The 15,758-nt window shown below is 73.3% G+C and carries 14 protein-coding genes and 1 riboswitch; of the genes, 7 read left to right on the forward strand and 7 right to left on the reverse strand.

Going from position 1 to position 15,758, the window contains the following annotated elements; genetic code table 11:
* Positions 1-3: 3 nt before the first annotated feature.
* From JAN01S_RS01045 to JAN01S_RS01060, 4 genes are read left to right on the forward strand one after another with little or no spacing between them, the layout of a single operon-like run.
* Positions 4-678 (forward strand): energy-coupling factor ABC transporter permease, encoded by a 675-nt coding sequence (locus JAN01S_RS01045; protein ID WP_068312310.1) that lies wholly within the window; start codon positions 4-6, stop codon positions 676-678.
* Entirely contained in the window at positions 671-1,009 is a 339-nt protein-coding gene (locus tag JAN01S_RS01050; RefSeq protein ID WP_068312313.1) for an energy-coupling factor ABC transporter substrate-binding protein, read from the forward strand. The genes JAN01S_RS01045 and JAN01S_RS01050 overlap by 8 nt, the downstream gene beginning before the upstream one ends.
* Positions 1,009-1,761: a cobalt ECF transporter T component CbiQ gene (gene cbiQ, locus JAN01S_RS01055; RefSeq protein ID WP_068312315.1), complete on the forward strand. Its 753-nt coding sequence runs from the start codon at positions 1,009-1,011 to the stop codon at positions 1,759-1,761. Before JAN01S_RS01050 ends, cbiQ begins: the two co-directional genes overlap by 1 nt.
* Entirely contained in the window at positions 1,758-2,639 is an 882-nt protein-coding gene (locus JAN01S_RS01060; protein WP_084359890.1) for an energy-coupling factor ABC transporter ATP-binding protein, read from the forward strand. The genes cbiQ and JAN01S_RS01060 overlap by 4 nt, the downstream gene beginning before the upstream one ends.
* A gap of 3 nt (positions 2,640-2,642) precedes the next feature.
* Here JAN01S_RS01060 and JAN01S_RS01065 read toward each other — a convergent pair whose 3' ends face one another.
* Both JAN01S_RS01065 and JAN01S_RS01070 read right to left on the reverse strand, forming a co-directional pair.
* Positions 2,643-3,140 (reverse strand): DinB family protein, encoded by a 498-nt coding sequence (locus tag JAN01S_RS01065; protein WP_084359891.1) that lies wholly within the window; start codon positions 3,138-3,140, stop codon positions 2,643-2,645.
* The gene (locus JAN01S_RS01070) at positions 3,137-3,760 is read right to left on the reverse strand and encodes a dihydrofolate reductase family protein (protein ID WP_068312317.1); all 624 of its coding nucleotides are present in this window, start codon (positions 3,758-3,760) and stop codon (positions 3,137-3,139) included. The genes JAN01S_RS01065 and JAN01S_RS01070 overlap by 4 nt, the downstream gene beginning before the upstream one ends.
* 63 nt (positions 3,761-3,823) lie before the next feature.
* Between JAN01S_RS01070 and JAN01S_RS01075 the strand changes: the two genes are divergently transcribed.
* The gene (locus JAN01S_RS01075; RefSeq protein ID WP_068312321.1) at positions 3,824-4,381 is read left to right on the forward strand and encodes an acyl-CoA thioesterase; all 558 of its coding nucleotides are present in this window, start codon (positions 3,824-3,826) and stop codon (positions 4,379-4,381) included.
* Between the two features lie 12 nt (positions 4,382-4,393).
* On the opposite strand, the gene JAN01S_RS01080 is transcribed toward JAN01S_RS01075, so the two are convergent.
* Genes JAN01S_RS01080 through JAN01S_RS01090 form a run of 3 tightly spaced genes read right to left on the reverse strand, consistent with a single transcriptional unit; the run spans position 4,394 to position 7,775 of the window.
* Positions 4,394-5,971 carry a precorrin-2 C(20)-methyltransferase gene (locus JAN01S_RS01080; RefSeq protein WP_068312324.1) on the reverse strand — a complete coding sequence of 526 codons (1,578 nt, stop codon included), beginning with the start codon at positions 5,969-5,971 and terminating at the stop codon, positions 4,394-4,396.
* Positions 5,968-6,633 (reverse strand): precorrin-8X methylmutase, encoded by a 666-nt coding sequence (locus tag JAN01S_RS01085; protein ID WP_068312327.1) that lies wholly within the window; start codon positions 6,631-6,633, stop codon positions 5,968-5,970. Before JAN01S_RS01085 ends, JAN01S_RS01080 begins: the two co-directional genes overlap by 4 nt.
* Entirely contained in the window at positions 6,633-7,775 is a 1,143-nt protein-coding gene (locus JAN01S_RS01090; RefSeq protein WP_068312330.1) for a ferredoxin-like domain-containing protein, read from the reverse strand. Before JAN01S_RS01090 ends, JAN01S_RS01085 begins: the two co-directional genes overlap by 1 nt.
* Positions 7,776-7,838: 63 nt before the next feature.
* A riboswitch (cobalamin riboswitch) is annotated at positions 7,839-7,899 on the forward strand.
* 87 nt (positions 7,900-7,986) lie between these two features.
* Between JAN01S_RS01090 and cobN the strand changes: the two genes are divergently transcribed.
* Positions 7,987-11,634: a cobaltochelatase subunit CobN gene (cobN, locus tag JAN01S_RS01095; RefSeq protein ID WP_068312333.1), complete on the forward strand. Its 3,648-nt coding sequence runs from the start codon at positions 7,987-7,989 to the stop codon at positions 11,632-11,634.
* Positions 11,631-13,370, forward strand: a complete 1,740-nt coding sequence (gene bluB, locus JAN01S_RS01100; protein ID WP_068312336.1) for a 5,6-dimethylbenzimidazole synthase — start codon at positions 11,631-11,633, stop codon at positions 13,368-13,370. Before cobN ends, bluB begins: the two co-directional genes overlap by 4 nt.
* Before the next feature lie 76 nt (positions 13,371-13,446).
* Here the strand turns inward: bluB and cobF are convergent, their stop codons facing one another.
* Positions 13,447-14,250, reverse strand: a complete 804-nt coding sequence (gene cobF, locus JAN01S_RS01105) for a precorrin-6A synthase (deacetylating) (protein WP_084359892.1) — start codon at positions 14,248-14,250, stop codon at positions 13,447-13,449.
* The gene (locus tag JAN01S_RS01110; protein WP_068312339.1) at positions 14,247-15,755 is read right to left on the reverse strand and encodes a cobyric acid synthase; all 1,509 of its coding nucleotides are present in this window, start codon (positions 15,753-15,755) and stop codon (positions 14,247-14,249) included. The genes cobF and JAN01S_RS01110 overlap by 4 nt, the downstream gene beginning before the upstream one ends.
* Between the last annotated feature and the right edge of the window lie 3 nt (positions 15,756-15,758).

Here is a 15,758-nt window from a genome sequence, read left to right on the forward strand (position 1 = left end):
CTCGTGCACATCGCCGAGGGCTTCCTGCCACCCGTCCAGGCCGCCGCGTGGACCGCCGTGGCCGCCCCCTTCGTCATCCACGGCACCCGGAGGGCCACGCGTATCGTCCGCGACAACCCGAGCGCCCGCCTGCTGCTCGGAGCCGCGGGAGCCTTCACCTTCGTCATGTCGGCGATCAAGCTGCCGTCGGTCACGGGCTCCAGCTCACACCCGACCGGGACGGGCGTCGGAGCGATCATCTTCCGTCCGCCGGTCATGGCATTGCTCGGCACGATCGTCCTGCTCTTCCAAGCCCTGCTCCTCGCGCACGGCGGCCTGACGACCCTCGGCGCCAACGTCGTCTCGATGGCCGTCGTCGGTCCGTGGGTCGGGTACGGGCTCTTCCGTCTCCTGGCCGCGGCCCCCTTCATGGTCCGGGTCTTCGTCGGCGTCGCCGTCGCCGACCTCGCCACCTACGTCACGACGGCCACGCAGCTCGCGTTGGCGTACCCCGAGGGCGGCTTCATCGAGGCGTGGTCCCGATTCCTGGGGATCTTCGCCGTCACCCAGGTGCCGCTCGCGATCGTCGAAGGCCTGATCGGTGTGCTCTTGATCAATGCGCTCATCGCCTGGGCACGTCCCGAGATGGAGGACCTGCAGGTCCTCCGCACCGCTGACAAGGAGGCCGTCGATGCGTGAGGTCATGACCTTCGGGCGCCGCGGCGTCGCCCTCGTCCTGCTGGCCGTCGTCGCCCTCCTCGCGATCGCCCTCTACCTCGGCGGTCGTGCGGCCGCCGGCGAGGAGGAGGCGTTCGGTGGCACCGATGCCGCTGCCACGGAGCAGCTCGAGGAGGCCGGCCACGAGCCGTGGTTCGAGCCGATCATGCCGCCCGCCGGCGGTGAGATCGAGTCGGGCCTGTTCGCCCTGCAGGCCGGGCTGGGCGGGATCGCCCTCGGCTACGTCTTCGGCCGCTTGCGGGGCCGTCCTGCTCGCGCGGACGGCGACGGCGCCGAGCCCGAAAGCGCCTGATGGGGCTCTCCCTCGACGACGCGGCGTGGTCCTCCCCGTGGCGGACCCGCTCGACGCTGGAGAAGTCCGTGCTCTGCCTCGGTCTGCTCCTCGTCGCCGCGACGACGACCTCGGTGGTCGTCGCGGGCGCCGTCGGGATCTGCGTCCTGGCCATCACCGCCCGTGCACGCGTCCCCGCAGGGGTGTGGTGGCGCGCGATGCTCGGGCCCGCGGCCTTCATCGGTCTGGGAGCCGTGACGATAGCCGTGACCTTCGGTGGCGGTGACCTCGTGCGCTGGGGTCCCGTCGGTGTGGGCGCCGGGAGTGCCTCGCGCGCTCTCCTCGTGGCCACGCGGGCGCTCGCCGCCACCGCGGCCATGGTCCTGCTCGCCGCGACCACCCCGATGGTCGACCTGCTCGCGGGCCTGCGACGCGCTCGGGTGCCGGAGGTCGCCGTCGACATCGCCGCGGTGACCTACCGGATGATCTTCTCCCTCCTGGACGTGGCCACCTCGATCCGCGCGGCCCAGGCGGGACGGCTCGGATACGCCAGCGGGGGCGCGGCGCGCCGCTCCGTCGGGCTGCTCGCCGCTGCGGTGCTCGTCGGCGCGTGGGACCGGGCGCGTCGGCTGGAGGAGGGCCTCGCCGGGCGCGGGGGAGTCGGCGCGGTGCCGGTCGTGCCTGCCCGGGACGTGTCGACCCCCTTCGTCGTGGCGGGTGCGTCGCTCGTGCTCGCTCTGGCAGCGATGTCGTTGGGAGCTGGACTGTCGTGACCCACCGACTCGGGTCCTGGACCCCACCGGACGACGCTGCGACGGCGCTGGCCCTGCGGGGCGTCCACGCCGGTTACCCCGGAACCCCGCGGGTCCTCGACTGCGTGTCGGTGACGATCGGGATCGGTCGTCGCACGGCGATCCTCGGGGCCAACGGCTCGGGCAAGACGACCCTGCTGCGGGTGCTCTCGGGGGCCCACGAGCCGACCGAGGGCTCGGTCATCAGCCGGGGTGGCGTACTGCGGCACACCCGTCGGGGACTCACTCAGCACCGCCAGCGCGTGCAGCTCGTGACCCAGGATCCGGACGACCAGCTCTTCAGCGCCGACGTGCGCGCGGACATCGGGTACGGCCCGAGCAACCTCGGTCTGGCGGTCGAGGAGGTCTCGGCCCGAGTGGACGAGGCGCTGGCGGTGCTGTCGCTCACTGATCTGGCCGATCGCCCGGTGCATCGGCTCTCCTTCGGTCAGCGCAAGCGGGTGGCCGTGGCGGGAGCGCTCGCGATGCATCCCGACGTGCTGCTGCTCGACGAGCCGACCGCGGGCCTCGACCCGGCGGGCGTCGAGGAGATGCTCGCGGCGGTCGCCGCCCTGGAGCAGCACGGCACGACGGTCGTCCTGTCGACCCACGACGTCGACCTCGCGTGGCGTTGGGCGCACGAGGTCGCTCTCGTCGTCGACGGCGTGGTGCATCAGGGCGACGTCGAGGACGCCCTCTCGGATCCCGAGCTCGTCGAGTCCGCGCGGCTGCGGCCGCCGTGGTCCGTCGACCTGCTGAGGCACCTCGGACACGACGCCGCGGACCTCGGATGGCCGCGGACGCCGCAGGAGGTGGCGGCCGCGTTGTCCCGGGTGGCTGGCCCGGTCATCGCCACCTGAGGGTCATCGCCGCGCGGCGAGCAGCTGCTCCCGCAGGATGTCGGCGTGGCCCCCGTGCTGGGCCAGCTCGCGCAGCACGTGCAGCAGGATGAAGCGCATGGGGAGCGGCCCACGCCGGTTGCCCGTCACCACGTCGTCGAGATCGAGCCGGGTCATCGCCGCACGCGAGGCTTCGCAGGCGGCGCGGTGGGTGGCGGTGACCGAGGTGATCGTGTCGTGCGGCCCCAGGACGAAGGACTCGTCCGGGCCGGCCGGCAACCCGAGCTCGGCGCGGGAGCGACCCGTCACTGCCTCCTCGAACCACACCCGCTCGACGAAGGTGACGTGCTTGACCAGGCCCAGCAGCGTCGTCCGCGACGGCACGAGCGACCGGCGCGCCTCCTCCTCCGTCAGCCCCTCGAGACAGCCGGCGAGCAGGGCGCGGTGCTCGTCGATGAGACCGAGGAGCTGGTCGCGCAGCGGCGCGTCGAAGGCGACCCCGTGCTCCCGGCCCGGCGTCACGGTCCACCCTCGGCGTAGACCTCAGCAGCCCCGTCGACCTCGCCGATGCGGCGCGGCTCCGGGCCGACGACGTCGAAGAGCATCGCGGTGAACTGGCCGTCGCGCTCGACCCGCACCCGCTGCAGCCGCAGCCGCCGGGGGAGCAGCGGCGCGCCGGCCCCGAGCGTGACCGGGGTCTGGTGGATCCACACCCGGTCGAGCAGGCCGGCGTCGGCGAACTGGCCGGCGAGGTCGCCGCCCCCGACGATCCACACGTCCTTGCCGTCCGCGGCCTCCGTCGCGGCCGCGTGCAGCTCCCGGACGTCGCCGGCGAAGGAGGTCACCCCCTTCGGCAGGTCGAGGTCGCGGTGCGTGACGATCCACGACGGCTGCTCGTAGGGCCAGGCGAACTCCTGCCCGTCGTGCGTCAGCTCGCGGTGCACCCACGCGTAGGTGTTGGCACCGCAGACCACGGCCCCGACCGTCGGGATGAACTGGTCGAAGTCCAGGGTCGCGCCGTCGCCGTACCGACCCTGCGGATCCTTGTCGTGGCCGGGCGTCGCGAAGAGCCACGACAGGCTCTCCTCGTCGTCGGCGATGTAGCCGTCCAGGCTCGTCGCGGTGCAGTAGATCGTGGCCATGCTCACAGCGTGGCACCGTGCACCGACAGTGGTCGAGGCGTGGCCTCGGGAGAGGATGAGCGGGTGAACCGCATCTTCCGCATCGTCTGGGCCGCCGCGACCGCACGCCGCCGTGGTCGCGTCGCCCCCGGTGAGCACGGCGTCCTCCCGCTGCGTGTGCTGCCCAACGACATCGACTTCGCCGGGCACATGAACAACGGGGTCTACTTCACCAAGGCCGACCTCGGCCGCATCGACCTGGCGATCCGCTCGGGCTGGGGCCGCGCGCAGGTGCGCAAGCGCATCTCGCCGGTCGTCATGCAGGAGACGATGACCTTCCGCACCTCGCTGCAGCCGCTCCAGCGCTACGAGCTGCACACCGCGCTCGCCGGCTGGGACCGGGTCAGCGTGTACTACGAGCAGCGGTTCGTCGTCGACGGTCAGGTGTGCGCCCAGGCTCTGGTGCGGATGCGGTTCCTCCAGCGGGGCAAGGGCCTCGACACCGACCGCCTGTGGCAGCTCCTCGGCATCGACCCGCCGCCCTCGACCGTCCCGGAGTGGGCGAAGGGGTGGGGAGACGGCGCCCGCCTCCCGTCGCCCCGCGCGGACGCGCCGGCCGGACCGCCGCCCTTCTGGGCCTGAGCCCGCGGCACCTCACCCCACCGAGCGCGGCGTCCAGACCCGTCCGTCGTCGGTGACCCGGGTGCTCGATGCACCGATGACGACGAGGCAGCCCATGTCGACCGACTCGACGTCGAGCTCACCGAGGCGGGTGATCGCCACGGACTCGGCGTCGCGGCCCACGTGCCGGGCCACGACGACGACGCGGTCCGGGCCCACGGCGTCGACGAGCAGGTCGCGGGCCCGGCCCAGCGTGTCCGGTCGTGAGGCAGACCGCGGGTTGTACAGCGCCATCGTGACGTCGTGCGTCGCGAGCGCGGTGAGTCGGTCGGCGAGCACCTCCCACGGCTTGAGGTTGTCGCTGAGATTGACCAGCGCGTGGTCGCCGCCGAGCACGGCGCCGACGAGGGCGCTCGCGGCGTGCGCCGCGGTGACCCCCGGCACGACCCGCACGGGCACGTCCGTGTAGCCGGCGTCCTCGGCGACGGCGGTCTCCCGCGACTCGAAGAGTGCGGTCGCCATGCCGAAGACCCCCGCGTCGCCACCGGAGACGATGGCCACGTCGTCCCCCGAGCGCGCCAGGTCCAGGGCGAGGCGACCGCGGTCGAGCTCGACGGTGTTGCCGGAGGAGTGTCGGGTCAACCCCTCGCGCTGCGGCACGCGCGCGACGTACGGGGCGTATCCGACGACGTGGTCGACCTGTGCCAGGACGTCCGAGGCCTCGGGAGTGAGCCACCGCTCCGGCCCCGGGCCGAGGCCGACGACGTGCACGGTCCCGCTTCGCCGATCGAGGTGCGAGGCCGCCTGCGGCCGAGCCTCGAGATCACGCTCACCCGCCGTGATCCGCGCGAAGTCCGCGGCTCGGCCGGCCGCGTCGTCGCGCAGTCCCTCACCGGGCACCACGACGAGCGACATGTACGGCACGCGACCCTCGTCGACGTCGGCCGCCGGCAGGACGACCTCGCCTGCGCCGGAGGCGCGCTCGACGTAGACGGCGCGCTCGAGCATCCCGGCCTGGCGCAGCGCCTCGCGGACGCCGGTGAAGGTGCGTCCGAGCTTCATGATGATCGCTGCGTCCGTGTCGGCGAGGCGGCGGGCGAGCTCCGGCACCGGCAGCGTGCCGGGCAGCACCGTGAGGGTGTCCTCGTGGCGGCACAGCCCGGTCGCGACGGCCGCCGTGGCCGCCGACATGGAGGTGATGCCGGGGACGACCTCGGTGGGGTAGCGCGGGCTCAGCCGGTCGTGGACGTACATGAAGGAGCCGAAGAACAGCGGGTCGCCGACCGCGAGGACGACGACGGTGCGCCCCTGTGACAGGTGCGCCTCGAGACGGTCGCTGCACTCGTCGTAGAAGTCGGCGAGCGCCCCGTAGTACCCGCGCGGGTGGTCGGTGGAGCCGGTCGTCACCGGGTAGCGCAGCTCCTCCTCGATGACGCCGTCGGGGATGAGGTCGGCGGCGATGCCCCGCGCCATCGACTGCTTGCCGGTGCCCGAGTGGTAGGCGATGACGTCGGCGTCGCGGATGAGCCGGGCGGCCTTGAGGGTGATGAGCTCGGGGTCGCCGGGGCCGATGCCGACGCCGTAGAAGTGGCCGGTGCCCTTGTCGCTCATGCCAGCTCGTCCGGGTTGGCCAGGGCGTTGAGCGCGGCGGCGGCCATCGCGGACCCACCGCGGCGACCGTGGACGACGAGCCACGGGACCGGTCCGCCGGGCAGGTCGTGCTCGGCGAGGGCGACCTTGGACTCTGCCGACCCGACGAAGCCGACCGGCATGCCGACGATCGCGGCCGGTCGCGGTGCGCCGTCGCGGAGCAGCTCGAGCAGGTGGAAGAGGGCGGTCGGCGCGTTGCCGATCGCGACGACGGAGCCCCCGAGACGCTCGCCCCACAGGGAGACCGCGGCGGCCGCGCGGGTGGTGTCCCACTCCGCGGCGAGGGCCGGGACGCGTGCGTCGCGCAGCGTGCAGACGACCTCGTTGTCGGCGGGCAGGCGTCGCCGCGTGACGCCGGAGGCGAGCATGTTGCTGTCGGTGAGGATGGGCGACCCGGCGACCAGGGCGGCGTGCGCAGCGGCCGCCACGTGTGGGTGGGCGGCGATCTCGCTGGTGATCGCGACGTCCCCCGCGGCGTGGATGATCCGGACCGCGGCACCGTGCAGGTCGGCCGGCAGGCCCGTGAGGTCGGCCTCGTCGCGGATCATGCCGAAGGAGCGGCGGTAGATCTCCTGGCCGTCGGTGACGTAGTCGTAGCGGCGGGTGGGGCGAAGGGGGTCCATCAGGCCTTCCTGAGTGGGGAGCGTTGTGCGGCAACGATGTCCGCGACGGATGACGGGGTGAGCGACGTGGTGTGGGGGCGGGCGGGGTGGCCGCAGGCGCGCTCGCAGCCGATGACGTGCACGGGTGGGCCGGCTGGGTCGAGCAGGGGAGCGGCCTCGCGGGCGAGGTCGCGGGTCGGGGTGCTCGTGCGCGCGCAGGCGGGAGCCCCGGCGCAGGCCGTGAGGATCGTCCAGGGGGAGTCGGGGCGCGTGACGAACCCGGCGGTCTCGAGCTCTGCCGCCTGGATGGCCCCGCCCGGCAAGACGACCGACCGCCACGGGGTGAGCCGCATCGTGGTCTCGCCACGTTCGTCGAGGTGTGAGGAGCTCTGCGACGAACCTCGAGACGCGACGAGGGCCTGCGCCATGCGGGGCGTGAGCAGTCCCAGCGGCAGGAGCGCGACGAGGTCCTCGCCGACCGGCCCGGCGACGGGCGGCGCGCCGGCCTCCACGACGACGACGGTGCCCCCCGGCAGCAGGTCGACCCGTGCCTCGGGCGACAGGTCGCGGACATTCCACGTGCGTGCATCCGGGCGGGTGGCCAGGAACCGCCGCGCCACGTCGAGTGCGGCCTGCGCGGCGTCGGCCCGGTCCACGACGACCGACCGACCGTCGACGAGCACCCGGGCGGTACTCCCTTCGTCGACGATCGCCACGTCCCACGGCTCCCCGAGCACCGGTCCGCCCGGGCCCGCGACGGCGAGCAGGAAGCGGCCCGGCAGCTGCGCGAGCCCGGGGTCGGCGAGCAGCGCCGCGTCGAGCGCGGCGACGAGGTCATCGAGCGCTGGGTCCGGGTCGGCGACGATGTTGCGCGCCTTGTCGTGCTCGCCCGAGGGGACGAGTCCCAGGTCGCCGATGGCGGTGATGAGCTCGCGGGGGAGCGGGTCCGGCAGACCACGCAGCTGCAGGCTCCCACGCGAGGTCACCGTGACGTCAGGATCGCCGAAGGTGCCTGCGAGAGAGCAGATCTCGGCCAAGGTCGAGGCCGCCACGCGCCCGCCCGGCACCCGCAACCGGACCATCGCCCCGTCCGCGGAGACGAAGGGGGTGAGCAGCCCCGGGCAGCGGTCGGCGCCGCTGCGGGAGGACGAGGGGGTGGCCACGGCGCAGCAGCCTACGTGGCCCCCGGACGCCCTTGGGTAGAGTGCGACGCAGCCGACCCGAGCGGAACCCGGTGCAACTCCGGGACGGTCCCGCCACTGTGAGCGAGCTTCGCGAGTCAGACACGCCCGATCGGCCGGCCCGGACGAGTCCGTGCGGGTCCCTCCCTTCGACCGCGGGGCGCGGAACCCCGCCTGAGGAGCTGCACGACCCGTGCCACAGATCGCCCTGCTGTCCACCTCCGACACTGACCTGCTGAGCGCGCGCAACGCGGGCAGCGACTACGTCGTGGGCAACCCGGCCCGCCTGACCGACGAGCAGATCGCCGAGCGTGTCGCCGGCGCGGACATCGTGGTCGTCCGGTACCTCGGCTCGCCGCAGGGGCTGTGGGAGGGCTTCGAGGACCTGCGCGCCGCCAGCGCCCCGCTCGTCGTCCTCGGCGGCACCCAGGAGCCGGACGCGGCGCTCATGGAGCTCTCGACCGTGCCGCCCGGCACCGCCGCGGAGGCCCACCGCTACCTCGCCGAAGGGGGCCCGGCCAACCTCGCGCAGCTGCACGCCTTCCTCGCTGACACCCTCCTGCTCACGGGCGAGGGATTCGAGGCGCCGGAGGCCCTGCCGCAGTGGGGCGTCCTCGAGCGCGACGAGCCCGCCGCGCTGGAGTCCGGTCGCACCCGGCCACGCGTCGGCGTCCTGATCTACCGGGCCCAGTACGCGGCCGGCAACACCGACTACGCGCACGCTCTCGCCGACGCCGTCGACGCCGCCGGCGGGCAGGGTGTCGTCATCCACTCCGCGTCGCTGCGTGACGCGCCCGAGGGGCTCCTCGAGCACCTCGGCACCCTCGACGCACTCGTGACGACGGTCCTCGCGGCCGGCGGCACCAAGCCCGCGACCGCGTCCGCCGGTGAGGACGACGAGGCCTGGGACGTCGAGGCGCTCGCCGCGCTCGACATACCGATCCTCCAGGGCCTGTGCCTGACCTGGGGCCGCGCCGACTGGGAGGGCAGCGACGACGGCATGAGCCCGCTCGACGTCGCGACCCAGGTCGCCGTCCCCGAGTTCGACGGGCGCCTGATCACGGTCGCCTTCTCCTTCAAGGAGTTCGACGACGAGGGACTGCCGCACTACGTCGCCGACCCCGAGCGGGCGGCGCGCGTGGCCGGCATCGCCGTCAACCACGCCCGACTGCGCTCCACGCCGGTCGCCGAACGCCGCATCGCCGTCGTCCTGTCCGCCTACCCGACGAAGCACTCCCGCCTCGGCAACGCCGTCGGCCTCGACACCCCCGTCTCGACGATCCGCCTGCTGCGCGCGATGCGCGACGCGGGCTACGACCTCGGTGAGGGCTTCGTGGGGATGGACCCGCTCCCTTCGGTCTCGGGAGAGGCTCCTGACACCACGTCCGGCAACGCCCTCATCCACGAGCTCATCGCCGCGGGCGGGCAGGACGAGGAGTGGCTGACGCAGGAGCAGGTCGAGGGCGCCCAGGTGCGCATCCCCGCCGCCCGCTACCGGGAGTGGTTCGAGAGCTTCCCCGCCGACCTGCGTGAGGCGATGACCGAGCACTGGGGCGAGGCGCCGGGCGAGGTCTTCGTCGACGAGAGCGGCGAGATCGTCACCGCCGCACTCGTCCGTGGCAATGTCGCGCTGCTCGTCCAGCCGCCACGAGGCTTCGGGGAGAACCCGATCGCGATCTACCACGACCCCGACCTGCCGCCGACGCACCACTACCTGGCGACCTATCGGTGGATCGAGGAGGAGTTCGGCGCGCACGCCGTCGTGCACGTCGGCAAGCACGGCAACCTCGAGTGGCTCTCGGGCAAGAACCTCGCGATGTCCGCCTCGTGCGGCACCGATGCGGCCCTGGGCAACCTGCCGCTGGTCTACCCCTTCCTCGTCAACGACCCCGGGGAGGGCACCCAGGCCAAGCGCCGCGCCCACGCGACGATCGTCGATCACCTCGTCCCGCCGATGGCGCGCGCCGAGTCCTACGGCGACATCTCGCGGCTGGAGCAGCTGCTCGACGAGTACGGCAACGTCTCGGTCATGGACCCGGCCAAGGCGCCGGCCCTGCGGGGCGAGATCTGGCAGCTGATCCACGCCGCGCAGATGCACGTCGACCTCGGGCTCGGTGACGACGTCGACCTCGAGGACGCCGACGGCTTCGACGACCTCGTCATGCACGTCGACGGGTGGCTCTGCGAGATCAAGGACGTCCAGATCCGCGACGGACTCCACGTGCTCGGGCAGGCGCCGGAGGGGGAGGAACTGGTCAACCTCGTCCTCGCCGTCCTGCGCGCCGCCCAGGTCTTCTCCGGGCAGGTCGGGTCGGTGCCCGGACTGCGGGCCGCGCTCGGCCTGACCGAGGACGCGTCCTCGACCGCGACCGACGAGGTCGAAGGGAGGGCCCGTCGCCTCGTCGAGGCGCTCGCCGCGCGGGGTTGGGAGCCCTCTGCCGCAGGCGAACTCGTCGCCGAGCACGAGCCAGACCTCGCCCCGGACGCGGCCGACGAGGTGGCCCGCGTCCTCGATTTCGCCGCGACCCAGGTCGTGCCGCGGCTCGCCGCGACCGCACGCGAGCTGCCGATGGTCCTGCACGCCCTCGACGGCGGGTACGTCCCTGCGGGGCCGAGCGGGTCCCCCCTTCGCGGCCTGGTCAACGTGCTGCCCACCGGACGCAATTTCTACTCCGTCGACCCCAAGGCGATCCCGTCGCGGCTGGCCTACCAGACCGGCACCGCCATGGCCGACTCCCTGCTCGAGCGCTACCGCGAGGAGACCGGTGAGCTGCCGACCTCGGTCGGTCTGTCGATGTGGGGCACGTCTGCGATGCGCACCTCGGGTGACGACATCGGTGAGGTGCTCGCGCTCCTCGGTGTCACGCCGGTGTGGGACGAGCAGTCCCGCCGCGTCGTCGGGCTCGAGCCCATCCCGCTCGACGAGCTAGGCCGCCCGCGCATCGACGTCACCGTGCGCATCTCCGGGTTCTTCCGCGATGCCTTCCCGCACGTCATCGCCCTCATCGACGACGCGGTCGCCCTCGTCGCCGGCCTCGACGAGGCACCCGAGGACAACCACGTGCGCGCCCACGCGGTCGCCGACCTCGCCGAGCACGGCGACGAGCGCCGCTCGCGCACAAGGATCTTCGGCTCCAAGCCCGGGTCCTACGGCGCCGGCATCCTCCAGGTCGTCGAGTCCGGCAACTGGCGCAGCGACGACGACCTGGCGCAGGTCTACACCGCGTGGGGCGGGTACGCGTACGGCCGTGACCTCGACGGCAAGCCGGCCGCCGAGGACATGGAGCGCACCTACCGCCGCATCCAGGTCGCGGCGAAGAACGTCGACAACCGCGAGTCCGACATCCTCGACTCCGACGACTACTTCCAGTACCACGGCGGCATGGTCGCGACCGTGCGCGCGCTGACCGGCTCCGAGCCCAAGGCCTACGTCGGCGACTCGACCTCGCCCGATGCCGTGCGCACCCGCACGCTGCAGGAGGAGACCAACCGCGTCTTCCGCTCGCGCGTGGTCAACCCGCGCTGGATCGCAGCGATGCAGCGGCACGGCTACAAGGGCGCCTTCGAGCTCGCGGCGACGGTCGACTACCTCTTCGGCTTCGACGCCACGGCCGGTGTCGTGCACGACTGGATGTACGACCGCATCGCGCAGGACTACGTGCTCGACGAGGCCAACCAGGAGTTCATGCGCCGCGCCAACCCTTGGGCGCTGCGCGGCATCGTCGAAAAGCTCACCGAGGCCGCAGACCGCGGCCTGTGGGAGGAGCCGGACCCGGACGTCGTGCGGGCGATGCAGCAGGTCTACCTCGACGTCGAGGGCGATCTGGAGGACGACGAGTGAGCGAAGGGGAGGCCCGCCGCTACGCGCGCCCGGTCCCGACGATCGGGGACATGAGCAGCGCGGCGCAGCGGCGCGACGACCCGTCCGGCTGGGCGATGGGCGAGGCCGTCACCGAGGCACTCGCCGGGGTCGTCGCCGGTCGGCGCGACATCCGCCGCTACCGACCGGACGCCGTCCCCGAGGACCTCCTGAGGCAGGTGCTCGAGGCCGGCCACCGGGCGCCGAGCGTCGGGCACTCCCAGCCGTGGCGATTCATCGTCGTCACCGACCCGACGACCCGCGACCGGGCGGCCGCGATGGCCGACCGCGCACGAGTCGAGCAGGCCGCGCACCTGGCCTCGGAGCGCGCAGCACGCATGCTCGACCTCAAGCTCGAGGGTCTGCGCGAGGCGCCCGTCGGGGTCGTCGTCGCGTGCGACCGCCGCACTCCCGCAGCGGGGGTGCTCGGGCGCGCGACCTTCCCCGACGCCGACCTGTGGTCCTGTGCCACGGCGATAGAGAACATGTGGCTCACCGCCCGCGCCCACGGCCTCGGCATGGGGTGGGTGACCCTCTTCGACCCGAACGAGCTCGCGGACCTGCTCGGCCTGCCCGAGGGCGTCGTCACTCTCGGCTGGCTGTGCCTCGGCTGGCCCGATGAGCGGCCCCCGTCGCCCGGCCTCGAGCGCGCCGCGTGGTCGAAGAAGACCCCGCTCGAGCACGTCGTCATCCGCGACCGTTGGCCGACCGACGAGGCGGCCCCGCAGCAGCCCGTCTCGCACCTGCGTGGCCCGGAGCCGACGCGGCTCGTCGGTGCGACCGACGCCGCCGACGAGCTGCTCTCGCCGCCGGAGTCGTTGGGTGTCCTCGACCGCGCGCTCAACCGGGTGCTGGCCGTCGGTGCGCAGGACCTCACCGGCGGCACGCTCGTGCTGGCCGGTGCGGACCACCCGGTGACCGGGCTGGGCGTGAGCGCCTTCCCCGCCTCGACGACGCGTGACGTGCTCGCCGCGACGGTCGCCGGCACCTCGCTGGGTGCCTCCACCGCGGCCGGCGCCGGCCTGTCGGTCGTCGCGGTGGATGCCGGTGTGGCACAACCGGTCCCGGGTGCGCGCGCGGCCCGGGCGCAGGGGGCGCGCGGCGACCTCGCGACCACCGACGCCATGACGTCCACCGACGTCGAGGCCCTCGTCGCGGCCGGTCGGGAGATCGGCCGCGAGGCGGCGTCCGGCGGCCTCGTCTGCCTCGGCGAGGTCGGGGTCGGCAACACCACGGTCGCCGCGACCCTCGCCTGCGCCCTGCTCGACCTCGAGCCCCAGGACGCCGTCGGTCTCGGCTCCGGATCGGACGCCGACATGGTCGCGCGCAAGCGCGACGTCGTCACCACAGCGCTGGCCCGGACTCAGGGGGAGTCGGACCCCCTTCGCCTCCTCGCGATGGTCGGTGGTCCGGAGATCGCCCTGCTCACCGGAGTGACGCTCGGAGCCGCTGCAGCCGGCGCGCCGGTCGTCCTCGACGGACTGGCCGCCAGCTTGCCCGGGGTGCTCGCCAGCCGCATCGAGCCGGCCACCCAGGCCTACCTGCTCGCCGGTCAGGTCAGCCGCGAGCGGGCCCACGCACTCGTCCTGCGCGAGCTCGGCCTCGAGCCGCTGCTCGACCTGCGCCTGCGCGCGGGCGAGGGCGTCGGCGCCTGCCTTGCCGCTTCGATGGTCCTGCAGGGCCTCGCGGTCCGCCGTATCGCCGCCCGGACCCGCTGACCCCGAGACTGCATTGCCCTACGGCAATGCAGTCTCTCGACGTCAAGACTCTGCATGGCCATAGGGCAATGCAGAGTCAGGGGGCGGGAGTCAGCGCGTAGACGTCCATGACCCACCCGTGCTCCTCACGCAGCGCGGCCCGCAGCTCGACGATCTCGTCGATGACGTCAGCCAGGCGACCGGAGCGCAACTCCTGTTGGGGCATGCCCACATAGGCGCCCCAGTGGATCTCGGTGTCCGGACGGGTCGCGGCGAGCTCACGGCAGTGCAGGTGGCCGTCGAGCATGACGACGACCGTCCCGAGCGTGAGCCCGGCCGCCTCGGCGGCGCGCCACTCGTCGACGAGTCGGCGACCGGTCGTCACGTGCACGGGCTCGCCGACGCGGTGCAGGACGATGCCGTGCGCCGCGGCCAGCGTCTGGAAGGCGGAGATCCCCGGGATGACCCGCACGGTGGTCGCGATCCGCTCGCCGATCGCGTCGACGATGCGGATCGTGCTGTCGTAGAACGCCGGATCGCCCCACACGAGGAAGCCCACGACCGCGTCGGGCGGCAGGTCCTCGATGATCCGCACGTAGGCGTCGGTGCGAGCGGCGTGCCAGTCACGCACGCCCTGCGCGTATGCGGCGGAGTCGCGCTCGGCGTCCGGGCCGCGCTCAGGGTCAGGGACGGTGACGAACTCGTAGGGGTGGTCTGCGGGGATGAACCGGTCGCAGATCGCGCGCCGCACGGCGACGAGCTCGTCCTTGGCGCCACCCTTGTCGGCGACGAGGAAGACGTCGACCTCGGCGAGCGCCTCGGCCGCCTCGGCGGTCATGTGGCCGGGGGAGCCGGCGCCGATCCCGATGACGTGGATGCGGCGGGCAGCGTTGGGGCTCAACGGGATCCTTCCGTCAGGGCGAGCAGTGCGTCGAGGTCGACGTGGGTCTCGAGGGCATCGGCCAGGGTCGTGATCATCCGCTCCCGACGTGAGGCGAAGGGGGGCCCGCCCGCCTGCGCGGTCCAGGCCGATCCGCTCGCGTGCGCGACATCGGTCAGGAGCGCGCGACGGAAGTCGTCGGACTCGAGCGTGCCGTGCCAGATCGACCCGCGCACCGGGCCGATCGCGTGGCCCCCGGGGAAGTCCTCACCGCCGATCGGCTCGACGACGCCGTGGTGGATCTCGTAGCCCTCGACGTCGTGACCGCGCCACGTCCCGGAGGGACGCGCGAGCACCTTGTCGTTGTGGAAGACGACGCGTCCGGTCAGGAGGCCGAGACCGGGCACCGTTGCGGGAGAGGGGGGCTGACCCTCCTTCGAGGCTCCTTCGTCGCACCTCAGGACACCGCCTTCGACCCCGTCGTCGTCGACGATCTCGTCGAGGAGCATCTGGTACCCACCGCAGATCCCGAGGACGGGCGCGCCACGGCGCGCCCGGTCGACGACGATGTCGGCCAGACCAGAGCGACGCAGCCACGTCAGGTCCGAGACCGTGGCCCGTGAGCCGGGCAGCACGACGAGGTCGGCCTCGCGCACCAGGTCGGGGGAGCGGGTCACCTGCACGTCGACCCCGGGCTCGGCCGCGAGGGCGTCGACGTCGGTCGCGTTGGAGGTGCGGGGCAGGCGCACGACCGCGACCGTGAGGCGCCGGTCGACCGGCACGCCGTCGTCGAGGTCGCCCCAGGCGCCGACGGACAGGGCGTCCTCGCCGTCGATCCACACGTCCTCGAGCCACGGCAGGACGCCGAGCGAGGGCATGCCCGTGCGGCGCGTGATCTCGGTCAGGCCGGGCTCGAGCACGGAGGCGTCCCCGCGGAACTTGTTGATGAGGTAGGCGGCGAGCAGCGGCCGGTCCTCGTCGGCGACGAGGGCCCACGTGCCGTAGAGCGCGGCCAGCACACCGCCGCGATCGATGTCGCCGACCAGCACGGTCGGCAGCGAGAACCGTTGTGCCAGACCGAGATTGACGTAGTCGCCGGACCGTAGGTTGATCTCCGCGGGGGAGCCTGCCCCCTCGCAGACGACGAGGTCGTGGGCGGCGGCCAGCTCCTCGTACGCGGCGAAGGCAGCCTGCGCCAGGTGGGCGCGGCCGGTCGCGTACTCGCCGGCCCGCAGCTCACCCGCCGGCAGGCCGCGCACGACGACGTGCGCCCGACGGTCGCTGCCCGGCTTGAGCAGCACGGGGTTCATCGCCGAGGTCGCCTCGACCCCGGCCGCCTGCGCCTGCAGGTACTGGGCCCGGCCGATCTCGGCCCCGTCGCGGCAGACCATCGAGTGGTTGGACATGTTCTGCGCCTTGAACGGCGCGACCGACAGTCCTCGCCGGGCGAGTGCGCGGCACAGCCCGGTCACGACGAGGGACTTGCCCGCGTCGGACGAGGTGCCCGTGATGAGGAGTCCGTTCACGGA

Source organism: Janibacter anophelis NBRC 107843 (assembly GCF_001570945.1).
Classification (GTDB): Bacteria; Actinomycetota; Actinomycetes; order Actinomycetales; family Dermatophilaceae; genus Janibacter; species Janibacter anophelis.

What these genes read in the sequence shown, in the direction of transcription:
- JAN01S_RS01080 (WP_068312324.1), bottom strand. Translation starts at nt 5,971, where the DNA reads ATGAGCGACAAGGGCACCGGCCACTTCTACGGCGTCGGCATCGGCCCC.
- JAN01S_RS01070 (WP_068312317.1), bottom strand. Translation starts at nt 3,760, where the DNA reads ATGGCCACGATCTACTGCACCGCGACGAGCCTGGACGGCTACATCGCC.
- cbiQ (WP_068312315.1), top strand. Translation starts at nt 1,009, where the DNA reads ATGGGGCTCTCCCTCGACGACGCGGCGTGGTCCTCCCCGTGGCGGACC.
- JAN01S_RS01085 (WP_068312327.1), bottom strand. Translation starts at nt 6,633, where the DNA reads ATGGACCCCCTTCGCCCCACCCGCCGCTACGACTACGTCACCGACGGC.
- JAN01S_RS01050 (WP_068312313.1), top strand. Translation starts at nt 671, where the DNA reads ATGCGTGAGGTCATGACCTTCGGGCGCCGCGGCGTCGCCCTCGTCCTG.